Origin of the sequence: Pseudomonas sp. B7 (assembly GCF_016735645.1) — a bacterium.
Classification (GTDB): Bacteria; Pseudomonadota; Gammaproteobacteria; order Pseudomonadales; family Pseudomonadaceae; genus Aquipseudomonas; species Aquipseudomonas glycinae.
In genome coordinates this window covers 54722-67293 of record NZ_JAERRE010000008.1, presented here as the reverse complement: position 1 = coordinate 67293, position 12572 = coordinate 54722, and the positions used below count along the sequence as shown (strand labels likewise).

General features: G+C 53.6%; 6 protein-coding genes. 2 read left to right on the top strand and 4 right to left on the bottom strand.

Going from position 1 to position 12572, the window contains the following annotated elements:
• Positions 1 to 61: 61 nt before the first annotated feature.
• Together JKA62_RS18430 and JKA62_RS18425 are read left to right on the top strand one after the other, a co-directional pair.
• Positions 62 to 3388, top strand: a complete 3327-nt coding sequence (locus JKA62_RS18430; RefSeq protein WP_201818943.1) for a type I restriction endonuclease subunit R — start codon at positions 62 to 64, stop codon at positions 3386 to 3388.
• Positions 3385 to 4086 carry a M48 family metallopeptidase gene (locus tag JKA62_RS18425; protein ID WP_201818941.1) on the top strand — a complete coding sequence of 234 codons (702 nt, stop codon included), beginning with the start codon at positions 3385 to 3387 and terminating at the stop codon, positions 4084 to 4086. Before JKA62_RS18430 ends, JKA62_RS18425 begins: the two co-directional genes overlap by 4 nt.
• 213 nt (positions 4087 to 4299) lie before the next feature.
• Here JKA62_RS18425 and JKA62_RS18420 read toward each other — a convergent pair whose 3' ends face one another.
• From JKA62_RS18420 to JKA62_RS28945, 4 genes are all read right to left on the bottom strand, one after another.
• Positions 4300 to 4446: a hypothetical protein gene (locus tag JKA62_RS18420; RefSeq protein ID WP_166673424.1), complete on the bottom strand. Its 147-nt coding sequence runs from the start codon at positions 4444 to 4446 to the stop codon at positions 4300 to 4302.
• 70 nt (positions 4447 to 4516) lie between these two features.
• Positions 4517 to 6691: a Z1 domain-containing protein gene (locus JKA62_RS18415; protein ID WP_134021820.1), complete on the bottom strand. Its 2175-nt coding sequence runs from the start codon at positions 6689 to 6691 to the stop codon at positions 4517 to 4519.
• Positions 6692 to 6979: 288 nt separating this feature from the next.
• Positions 6980 to 9397, bottom strand: coding sequence for a DEAD/DEAH box helicase (locus JKA62_RS18410; RefSeq protein WP_134021884.1), 2418 nt, complete (start codon positions 9395 to 9397; stop codon positions 6980 to 6982).
• A gap of 437 nt (positions 9398 to 9834) precedes the next feature.
• Complete coding sequence (locus JKA62_RS28945) at positions 9835 to 12045, bottom strand: hypothetical protein (protein WP_236676589.1); 2211 nt, start codon at positions 12043 to 12045, stop codon at positions 9835 to 9837.
• Positions 12046 to 12572: the final 527 nt, after the last annotated feature.

Below are 12572 nucleotides of genomic sequence, written 5' to 3'. Positions count from 1 at the left end.
TATGAGCCGCTATGAGCCGCTATGAGCCCATACACGCCTGAACTGGATTAAAGGAGTAACCGTGGGCTGGGAATTGGATGACGTCGAAAAACCCTTTGTGGCTCAGTTACAGGGGCTGAACTGGAAGCATATCGAGGGCAGCCTCGACGACCCGGCCATCACTGGCCGCAGCAGCTTCAGTGAAGTGATTCAGCGGGCCGCACTGGCCGAGCGCTTGCGTGCCATCAACCTGCGCGACGGTCAGCCCTGGTTGGATGAGCAGCGCATTGCCGAAGCACTGGCGGCCGTTACCCGCGTAGGCGCCGGCAAGTTGATGGAAGCCAACCAAACAGTCACTGAGCTGCTGCTCAAAGGCATCACTGTCGACGGCCTCCCCGGCTGGGAAGGCGGGCGTGGCCAGACCATCCAGTACATCGACTGGGCCACCCCGGCCAATAACCACTTCAGCGTGATCAACCAGTTCCGAGTGAATTGCCCGCCGGGGTATGACAGCGGCAAAAAATTTATCGTCCCGGATCTGGTGTTGCTGGTGAATGGCATCCCGCTGGTGCTGGTGGAGTGCAAAAGCCCCTCCATTCCAGAACCGTTGGCCGAGGCTGTCGATCAATTGCGTCGCTACAGCAACCAGCGCAAGGCGGCCTTCGAGGTCGAGGAGAACGAAGGCAACGAGACACTGTTCGCCAGCGTGCAGCTGTTGATCGCCAGTAGTTACGACGAAGCACGGGTGGGCTGCATTGGTGCTGGCTTCGGGCATTTCTCCCAATGGAAGACCGTGGTTGGCCCGGATGGCAACGGCAGCGAGCAGTCAGTAGCAGTGCAGTTGGGCAAATCCAAACTGTCCGAGCAGGAGCGACTGGTGGCAGGCATGCTGACACCGGCCCACCTGCTCGATCTAATCCGACATTTCATGCTGTTTATGCAGGTTGGCGGGCAGACCATCAAGACGGTCTGCCGCTACCAGCAGTACCGCGCGGTGAACCGCACAGTGACCCGCATGAAACGCGGACAGACCCGTCTTGAGCATGGCGAAAGTGACCAACGCGGCGGCATCGTTTGGCACACCCAAGGCTCGGGCAAAAGCCTGACCATGGTATTTCTGGTGCGCAGGATGCGCACGGATACACAGCTGCGCCGCTTCAAGATCATCGTGGTCACTGACCGTAAAGACCTGCAAAACCAGCTCGCCGTCACTGCGACACTTAGTGGTGAACTACCGGAGGTGGCCTCCAATATCGAAGGTGTTAAAGCCTTGGCACGCCGCCAGGGCCCCGGCCTGATATTCGCCACTATCCAGAAGTATCGCAATCCCGAGCAAGAAGAAAACGGGAATGCCCACATCGCCGTGGACACTGTGCCCTTCCTCAAAGCCGCAGAAAAGCGAGCGCCCTATCTGGTAAACAAACCATTCGAGGTGCTCAATCACGACGAGAGCATTTTGGTATTGATCGATGAGGCTCACCGAACCCAAGCAGGCGATCTGCAGGCGAACCTGCTGGCAGGCCTGCCAAACTGCGTGCGCATTGGCTTTACCGGTACGCCAATCATCATGGGCGATAAGAAACGCACCCACGAAATTTTCGGCGCGTTCATCGATAAATACACCATCAAGGAAGCCGAGGCAGATGGCGCGACAGTGCCGGTGCTATACGAAGGACGCACTGCCAAGGGCGCATTGAAAGATGGGGCGAACCTGGATGAACTGTTCGAGGATTTGTTCCGCGAACACAGTCAGGACGAACTGGAGCTGATCAAGAAAAAGTACGCCACCAAGGGCCATATCTTTGAGGCCCCCGCGCTGATCGCTGATAAGGCGCGCGACATCCTCAGACATTACGTCACCAATATCCTGCCCAATGGCTACAAGGCGCAGGTGGTAGCCTACAGCCGGATTGCAGTAACCCGCTATTTCCACGCGCTGCAGGCCGCCCGTGATGAATTGCTGTTGGAGGCTGAAGCACTGCCGGCAGCCGAAAAGGACCTCGACGATGAAGCACTGTGCCAGCGTCCGCCCAAGCTGCAGGCGCGTGTGCAGGCATGGCGCTATCGCGACAAACTACGCAGCCTGGAATTCGCACCGATTATTTCCGGCTCCAATAACGATCCGGCCGAGTGGAAAACCTGGACGGATGGCAGCAAGCACGAGCAACTGATCCAGCGTTTCAAGAAGCCGCTGATTCATGAGCAGCCGGGCAAGGCCGATCCACTGGCTTTCCTGATCGTTAAGTCTATGTTGCTCACCGGCTTTGACGCCCCCATCGAAGGGGTCATGTACCTTGACCGGCCAATCAAGGAAGCCGAGCTGCTGCAAGCCATTGCGCGGGTCAACCGTACTGGTTTCGGCAAGCGCTGCGGCATCGTGGTCGATTACTACGGGGTCGCCAACCACCTGCGCGAAGCGCTGGCAGCCTATGCCGACGAGGATATCGAAGGTGCGCTGAGCAGCATCAAGGACGAGGTGCCTGTACTGCGCGACCGTCATCTGCGCGTGGTGGACGTGCTGCGTCGCCAGGGCATCGAGTCTCTGGAAGATGCCGAAACCTGCATTGCCGCACTGGAGTCGGAAAAAGTGCGCGCTGAGTTTTCGGTAAAACTCAAAGCGTTCCTCGACTCTTTGGACACCGTACTGCCACGCCCAGAAGGCCTCCCCTTCGTCAAGGACGCCAAGCGTCTGGCCTATATCCATGCACGTGCGCGCGGGCGTTACAAGGACCTGCCGCAACTGGGCAAGGATGTCGGCGCCAAAGTGCGCAAGCTAATCGACGATCACGTTATTTCTTTGGGCATCGACCCGAAAATTCCGCCTATCCAACTCACCGATGCAGACTTCGAGAAGCAGTTGTCGCGTAGCGTCAACGACCGCGCCAAGGCCTCAGAGATGGAGCATGCCATTCGCTCGCATGTGCGCAAGCATGCTGATGAAGATCCGGTACTTTATCGCAAGCTGTCCGAACGCCTGAACGAGCTACTCAAGTCGCTGGGTGAGCAGTGGGATCAGTTGGTTGAGCAGATGCGGAAGATCATCAACGATCTGCGCAGCGGTCAAATGAGCGATGACTACAGCCCCCTGGATTTGCCCGAACACTACGCCCCCTTCCTTCGCACCCTGCTGGATATGGTGTGTGCCGGCGTCAATCCGCAGCCCGCCGAGCTGCTGCGTTTGAAGGATGTGACAGTGGAAGTAGTCGATCTGTTGGTAGGCGAGATCCAAAGCCACCGCGATATCTGGAGCCCGCGCAAGCGAGCGGCACAGGAGGAGTTGGCCGGGCAGCTATTCGATTACTTGATGCGACTGCGTCCGCCCTTGATGGATAGCGATAAGGCCGGGATATTGTCTGACCGCCTGATGGATCAAGCGAGAGCCAGTCATGAAAGGTTGATGCAACTGTGAGCAATCACACCCTCACGGTAGACGATCTGCAATTTACACTGCGCCGTAGCGCGCGCCGAAAAACACTGCAGATCACTGTGGAACGCGACGGCGCGCTTATCCTTTCTGCCCCGCCCGAGGTAGAAGAGCAAATGTTGCGGCAGTTCGTGGCAGAAAAAAGCTTCTGGATTTACTCACGTCTTGCAGAAAAGGAACGCCTGCAACGTTCGATCCCTAACAAGGAATTTCTCGACGGAGAGGGTTTTCTATATTTGGGACGAAGTTATCGCCTTAAACTGGTTGATGAGCAGGATGTGCCGCTGAAACTTTCTGCCGGTCGATTCCGCCTGCTGCGTAGCGAACTGCCACAAGCCCGCGAACATTTCATCCGTTGGTACAGCGAACATGCCCGCAGCTGGTTAGCCTTACGCGTCAAAAACCACCAAGCCCGCATGGACCTGATCCCCAGCGGTGTGCGTGTGCAGGATCTAGGTTATCGCTGGGGCTCCTGTGGCAAAGGTGCACAACTCTATTTTCATTGGAAAACAATCCTGCTGCCCAAGCCCATTGCGGAGTATGTGGTTGTGCATGAGATGGTGCACCTGCAAGAGCCACATCACACCCCAGAATTCTGGCTCCGCTTGGAGCGTGTCATGCCTGACTACGCCCAGCGCAAAACATGGTTGGCAGAACATGGGATCGAAGTTGAAGGAGTCTAAATCGCTTCCACTGGCATTTGCTGGGTCGCTCGTAGCGGTAATCACAAGGCTGCGATCAGTAGGCTTGGAACGACGGGCATTGCCCGTATGTTTATCTCAAGGATGTGCTAACAAGTCTGCCAACGGAGCGAGCCAGTGAATATGCGGCAACATCAGCGCAAGTGAGGTCCGGCTTAGTCATTCAGCCGGACGCTTAGCCGCTGTTGCGCCCCATCAGACTCCCGACCTATTTGCTTCACCGTTGAAGGTGACGAATAACTGATCAGTCATGCTGTCGTAGTTATCCGGCCAGTAGCCGTCACGCTCGGCAATTATTTCCACTAGTGCATTTACCTCAGTTTCATCAAGTACCTGCCACATGTCCTCTCCGGCACAAGGATCAAGTCGAACAATTGAGAAGCTTACTGGCTCACGGAGTTTTTCGTGTTTTTCAATCGTTGTTCAAAATTTCATGGGCGAAAATGGCTGTCGGTGTGTTCTGCTGGGCAGAGATCACCGGCCAATAAAAGGGAGCCCCGGTCCAGCCCTTTTCTTCCCGGCCATTCTGCCGGATTAAAATCAGCATGGGATTGTCGATGGCGTACTTCTTACGAATCTGCCCTTCGGTCTTGGTGCTATCCGGTGCGTCGGCATAAAGGGCGTGCGAGCCTGCACTGACAATGCGCTGGATTTCCCGGTCAACACGCACCATGCACCAAACCTTGCCTTGCGCGCTGGAGTCATTCGGCAGGCTGGCTAGGTACTGTAGCGCAGAGCGTGCTGCCTCCCAATCGAAGCTGTAGCCCTCGTCCTCCTCCATCTTGAAAGTGGGCTCCAAGGCGTTCAACAGCTCAATCGCCATCGCTACTGGGATCAGGGACGGCTCATCAAAGCTGCCTTTACCGGCGAGCTTATCAAGCTGCTGGTCTAACTTTTCAGTGATCGGGCGTAAATAGGATTTGGGCAACACCTGAAAGCCTACCGGGAGGATGCGCTTAAACGGCTTGAGCGTGGTGGTGCGTGATAAGGCGATCTTATTCGGACTACAGGGCTGTACGCCATTGCCAGGCGCCTTTTGGATGAAGACGACCGGCTGTTCAGGGTTCTTGGCCAAGGACTCGCGCAGAGCCACATCGCTCTCGTGCATGCGTTGCATGGCGGTATAGATGGTCGGCTCAGTGTAGAACCGAGTGATAGCGAGATCCTGCCGCGGGCGGAAGCCAAACATGCGCGAGTGCTGCAGCACGGTATCCTGCTGGTACACGTTGGGTTTGCGACCGTAGTAAAAGCCGATCAGGTTAGCAATAGTGACCCCACGGTCGAGAATCTGCCCACCGATGAAGATATTCAGCGGAGTGCGTAGTTTCAGCTGTCCATCATCATCGAGCAGCTCCTCGACCTGTTTCTCGGAGTTGACCTTGGTGATCATCAGCCAGTCCTGCTTGAGTGCTATTTTCACCTCTTGGGCGACCTCCTCAAGTAGGGGCAGATAATCTCCCTGTAGCTCCACCGAAGGTTGCAGCTCTAGGTAGGCACGCTGGATAAGGCTGCTCAACATCTGCGGCTCTTCGCTAACTGCTGCACTGAGTTTTTCCTTGATCTTCTCGACCAACTCCTCCTGCCAGGCATGTGCGGTAGTATTGGCCTCGGTATGCACAAGGAAACTGAACTTTTTCGCAGTCTTCCCTGCCTTCTTGTCCTGCAAGCGACGGATACAGCCACCGATGATGAAGTTACAAATTGCATCACGCAGGGTCGGGATCGCCTTGCTAGTCAGTACCTCCTCCAATTTCAGGCGACGACCATCTTTTTTGCGCAAAACCTGCAGCTCGTCCAAATCTACCGGCTGATAGAGAAATTTGGCCAGGTGGCCTTCATCCTGACTATCTTCAAAGTAGTATTCGCTACCCACGTAGGCGGCGTTGACGGGAACCAGCTCAGTAAAGGCCGGGCGGATCGGCCTGAAGCTGTCGCCTTTAATCTGCACATCGGCAGGCTGCAGGTAAAGCGAATAGGGGGTCGCAGTAACCTGCAGAAAAGCTGCACGCTCGACGATAACGCGCAAATGCTCGAGCTGACGAGCGGTGACGTTGATGTCCAATTCGCCCTTGTCGCGCTTGAAGCCTACGCTAGCGTAATCCGCCTCGTCATCGATGATCAGCACGCGCTTAGCTTTGAGCTGTGGGTATTTGCTTTTGAACAGATCTATAAGGCGGTTGAGGTTGTCAGTCTGCTTCTTCACCACAAGCACCAACTTCTGGTTAAGTTCGAAACCGGTGAGATGACCAGGCATGGTCATGATGTCGAAGACCTTGAGCAGGTCGTTCTCGTCGTGCGCACGGAACTCGCTCTTGATACGTTCGTAGGTCTGTTTAGCTAGAGCCTTGGTGCCCTTCGTCAGCACCACCGCCACATCGAAATCATTGTCGAAGGCCAACGCCATTACTGCCAGAAAGGTTTTCGTCTTACCCGACTGGATCTTACCAAGCAGCATACCGGGGTGGTCTTCACTGGTCTGGCTCAGCATCAGACGTTCGACGACTGACTCGATGCATTTGCAGTCTTCCTTGGAGTAACGTACATCGTCTTTGATAAAAGACGGGTAGAAATCACCCTGCTTGTTCATGCTTGTTCCTCAAATCGTCTAGTAAGTGCTAGTCCACTGCAGATTTTAAGTGCTCAGGCAGCGGCTGCTTGCACATGTGAGGCATTAGGTGGCGAACTTTCCTCACAAACAAGCAGGTACCTGCTGCATAGGTGTTGGATCATTTGGGCAAATTGTGCCGGCCGAAGCGGCCACTTGCCATCACTACCGTTGTTCCAGGCCAAGTGAAGCACCAGCGGACACACTTTGCTCAGCTTTGGCAGTTTTTTATGTATAAATGAGCGGTATTTCGCCCTAGAACTTGCAAATTCAGTACTGCCGTGTCCAGCCTGCGGCAGCCCAATCCAAATTCTCTGGCATCAGATAACGATTACTAGCGTCGGCCAGCCGATTGTTAGCCACTTCTTCTGCGGCTTTGAACAGCAACTTAGAGGCCTCCACATGGGGGCTTTGGGTACTGTGCTCGGCTGGAGTCAATAGCCATTGGCTAGCCGTCGCGGGATTCAATTTGGCTTGGCCATCATGAACCTGAACCACCACAAACTCCTGGCGCATGCGTTTACCCTGGGAACCTTGCCAGCGGAGCATGGCTCCTAGCAATGCGCCTTCCTCAAGTTCTGGTGCTTGGAGCATCGCCGCCAAACCGCCAAAGTCGTACTCGCAGGCTTTGGCCAGAAGGTACTGCATCAGCTTGGAATTGAGATCAAGTATGTGGGTATCCGGGCGATGGGCCGCTAGCGTGCGATCTAAAGTCGCATCCATGCGCGGTGAGGCATTCGGAGATAACCCAATATCGCGCATCACTTGCTCAGATAATCGGATGCGCAGCAGCCGTTCTTTATGGCTGCGATCGATAACCTCGATACCGAGTTGATTGAACATTCCCAAAACGAAGCTATAGAGATGACCGACAGTAATTTCAAGTTCATCACGCAGTTCATTTGGATCACTAGTAGCGGCGTGTGCAAATAACTCGCGCTGGTTAGCTGCAGCAGTTCGTGCCTGCTTTAACGCTTCGTCAATACGTTCGCGAGTACGATCTATGCCGAGTTTTGTAGCCTGTTGCAAGATATCTTCTACATCAATCAACTCGGCAAGCTCACCCAGGATTTCGTCCTTGAGGCCTTCGTTAAACTCATGCCGCTGAACCTCAGCCAAGTTAGTCACCACATTGTCGATTCGCTCATACATCAGGTCGACGATGTTTTGATCCAGGCTATCGGCTTGCTGGATATTGAATACGACAACTTTCTTCTGCTGCCCATAGCGATACAAGCGACCAATACGCTGTACGAGGCGCATCGGGTTCCAGGGCAAATCATAGTTGACCATGACGTGGCATTTGCTCTGCAGGTTGATGCCTTCCCCGCCTGCCTCAGTCGAGATCAGAAAGCGACCTAGCTCCTCGAAGCGCTTGATAGCCTCACGTCGTTCAGCATGTTGCATCGAACCATTGATGAGCTCGACTTGGTCGCTGCCATAGCGGTCGGTCAAAGCTTCACGAAGGTAATTTTGAGTGGTGCGGTATTCGGTAAAGATGAGCACCTTCTCGTCAGGATCGGCAGCGTGGATTTTGCCTATGATGTCCTCGATGAACAGCTTAAGTTTGAGGTCGTTGGCTTTTAGCAAGGCAGCCTCTTCGATAAGATCTTTCAGCAGCCTGACTTCACCAGCAAAGAACTCACGGGCATCGCTGGTGAACTGCTCTTCCCACTCGCCCAAGTAACGTTGATCTCTAGGTTCTTCTTCTGAGAGATCATTGATCTGGTCGTCGAGCAGGCGCTGGAGGCGGTTGCAGAGAGCCCTGTGAATAGCTGCTGCGCTTGAGGCTGCAAGCTTGCGATAGACAGTCATTACGAATCCAATGGCGTTACCGGTGCGGCCTAGTGCTTCTCCCGCTTCATAGCCTTTGCGCAAATAGTTCTGAAGTGTTTTATCGAAATCAATGGATTCAACGCTGCTAGGCACTTGTAACGCGCTGGTAATCTTGCCCTGGAAGATGAAATTCCCTTCAGCATCCGTGACGTCCGCTTTATGGTTGCGAAAAACCATGTCATGCAAAATCTCGGGCTTGACGCTGAGCGCCATTAGCTCGTTACGGCGCTCAGGACGAAGAAGCTCTAGCAGCGCCACGAACTTGTCTTGCATGCCCTGATGTGGGGTCGCGCTCAGCAATAGCATATGCTTAGTCTGGCTGCGTAAGCTTTTCGCCAGGTCATAGCGCTCCGAGCTGTCCAGCTTTTGTCCGTACTGGCGGCGGCTGAGTCGATGGCCTTCGTCGAAAATCACCAGATCCCAGGGATCTGCTTGAAGTAGGCTTTCCAGATGGCCCTCTTGCTTGAGTCGATCCATCGAGCCAATGACGAATTTATACATGCCCCATTCGCGAGGCTCATCGATAAAGAAATCCTCTCCATAGATTCTGAATTCATCTAGCTGGAATTTATCGAAGAGTTCTTCTTTCCATTGCTTGGTGAGCCCAGCTGGGGTGATCAGCAAGATTCGCTTAACTTGGTCACGTTGCCGAAGGGCATGCAGTAACATGCCGGTTTCAATGGTCTTGCCTAGGCCTACATCGTCTGCAATCAGCCAGCTGAGATTGCCGGAGGCTAGGATGTGGTGCACCAAATTAATTTGGTGGGGCAAAGGATCAATTCCCAGGTGAGAAAGGGCACCTGTATTTTCATTCCACACCTTAATTGCGTAGGCAAGCATGCGTAGGCGCATACGTTCGGCATCGTTTGGCTCACTCTTGCTAGCGGTGACAAACCGATGTTTAACCCCCTTTACCTGGCGTAAATACTGATAGGGCAACCAATGGCGCTCTCCTCGATCGGGAAAGTCGACCAACACTTGCTCACTGCCTGCCAAGGTGCGTTGCTGCATGATCACACCCTGTCCTAGGGAGCGAACGCCGCTGCCAGGAGTGGCATCGACCACATCCATGCCATTTTGAAAGCCCGAGCGAACCGCAGATGCATCAACGTAGGCCAGCTTCTTCTCCGGACTGAACCAGTGAACTTGAAGCTGATCCTCGACCTCTTTAGAAATGGTCATTTTGACGATGCCACGGCGTTCCCCTTGGCCGCTGGGTAGTGTTTGACTGACCCAGCAACCAGGAACATGGGTAAGCTTGAGAGGCTTCATGGACTAATCCTTTATCCTTACGACTCGATGCTTGGCGAGGGTTGATCGGTAGTCTGTGTATTCAAGGCAGATGCGAGCGGCGCCCCTGACCATTGAGGCGCGTCCTCATCATCAACAACATCGTCGACTCTGCTCGTGTCATCCTCACTCTTTAACCCTGGTTCTGTGGCATCAGGCCCATTTTCTCCACGCTTTCTTTTTCCAGAGGCGTTGAGGCACAGCTCTTCCTCTATGACAAGGGGCTTGTCACTGAAGTAGCAGCTGGGCTCCTGGGGATGCTTGTTTTGATAAACACCGAATACCCTTAGACGCTCGGTCTTCTCAATATCTAGAGTGTCGCAAAGTCCAAGATCGCTGTACTCCTCCGCCGGTAACTCCCTAGGATCACAAAAATCAAAGTGCTGATTGGCAGGCAAGCAGCCCTCAAGATTGGCGAACCTGAACCATACATACCGAATAAAGGCTTTGAACACGCGACGCAACGTGTGGTTTTCGTACCAGGAAGTAAATAAATTCTCGAGGAAAAATTCAATTTCTTCCACTTGGGGAAGCGAATCAAAGGAGCGCACAATCAGGAGTGCCGTCGGCCAGGATAATACGTAGTAGGACAGGCGACTACTGCCGGTTTTATCGAACGCGATCCAGTAGATATCGTTTTCCGCCCACATCACCTTGATGTGCGCTGCCAAGATAAGTTCGTCAGGAGTCAGCCCCTTTTCGATCTCTCTCTCCAACGCTAGGCGGGTTGCCCCCCACCCGCTAATTACAAAAATTTGTTGAACCAAACGTAATGTGCTTAGCGGCCAGTTAGCGTTTACAATCAACTCTGCTGCTTTCTGAAGTGCGCGATCTTCGCGGGAAAGCGTGTCTGCAATCCAGTCATTGCATTCGACATCTACCGCTTCCTGACTGTCGAAGACTTCATCCGGATCAAAGGCATAGGCCGCATAGTCATCATCTAGATCGCGGAAATCATCTAGGACAGTACTGGTGTCCCCTTCGTGTTCTTTCCCAAGATCAATGAAGGTCAGATCATGCAAGTCATGGTCGAAATCGATTCCATTTTCCGGATCTTCAATCCCCAGCCCATAAGGCGCGCCTAACTCAGGGTAAGCGTAGGGAAGGTCGTCATCATGTTCGTCAAAAATATCATCGTGAATCCGAAAACCGGCGGCTAGCGGCTCAGACAATTGAGACAAGTCTGAGTGAGCAGGGACGGCATCAGTGTCAGCCTCTAGTGAACTCGAGGACAAAGTATGTATGACGCCTAGTGATCGCCCCGACTTCTTGATTACATGGACGCTAGCTTGCGTTTCGCCGGAGGAAGTGATTTTTCGCGGTATTGCAAGCTTAAGAATGGACTTTTTTGGAGTTGGTGAAGTGGCCTCATCTTCACTAGCACGTTCTTCAGAGTCATGTGTTGCGGCTAGGGATGTCTCAAGCTCGTCCACTGCATCGGTCTCATCGGCTAATGTCGATGATTCTTTGGAGGCCAGTTCCACATGATTTTCCCACCAGCCTTCCTGGCTCAAAGGGGGGAACTGAGCGGTTGCTTGCTGACTGAAATCAAGTGAGTTTTCGGCTTCCACCGAAGAGGCCTGGCCAGCTGTTGCAGATGAGGGCCCAAGTGTAGCCAGCGATGTAGCGGAGTCGTTGAGATAGGCCAAGTCGCTAGCCCTAGGCAGATCGTCATCCTCTGACTCTACTAGGTTTGTTTCAACAAAGGCACGCTGTTGTCGCCTAAGCAGTAGCCCCCTCTTAATCGCCTTGGCCGCATCAAGCGGGCGTTTTTGAAGCATATAAATGCGGCCAAGTAAACTTAGGTAGTCCGGCTCCTCAATGGACTCATTGGCTTCGAATAGGATCGTCTCTGCCGCTCGAAGATTGCCTGAGGCAACGAGGTCATTGACGTCTTTGAGCAGGACTTCTTTGCTACGTTGCTTGCACTTGAGCGAAAGCGCTTGAGGAGTGCGACTTTGTTTGAAATGTAGAATGCGTTCAAGGCGATGCTTTATGTCGCCCGCCGCTTGGTGGTTCCTTAGGAATTCGCTGAGAAGCGTTCGGGCGGTGGCATGCTGCTTTTGAGTAATCAGAAGCGTAGTGGCTTGAAGCAGTCCCTCTGAGGAATAGCCGTTCAGGCACACACGTATCTTCGCCTCAAACTCAGCTGGATCCGATGAGGCATGCCCCCACAGTTCGTCCAACAGCGACTCCCAATCCATTCCCATACCGACTCCGTGACGACACAGCTTAGATTTTTATGGTCTTGGAGCGATAGCAGCGAGACCGCCCCATCGCTGCTGAGTTCTGTGCCGTGTGTCACATTATCCAGACCGACTGTGCGGGTAAAGGCAAAAAGCCAGCGGAGCGCTAATTAATTATCCGATCAGCACGCACCGACACGTGGAATCAAGGCCCATCGTGCGCTGCTTAAACTTGGTTTTATGGAATATGAACTTAGTTTCCAGCTCAGCGCTATCGTGTTCAGCCTAATGCGCACCTGAGTAGCGTGCTGAGCTGGGTTTGGCAAACTCGCTACAAACGGCCTACTCAGCATGCCCACTTTCGGATGAACAGATGATCTTTTCGGCCATACCTGCAGGACGGTTATGAAGCATCTCGCTCAATCCAGCTCTCGAGGTATTCCAGTCGGTATCCCAGAGAAATTTACAAGAACAAATTAATCAATTAGATCAAACACCTAAGAAACCAATTCAACTTTCCCCGGCCCACCAACTCTCAACGACAAAGCCCG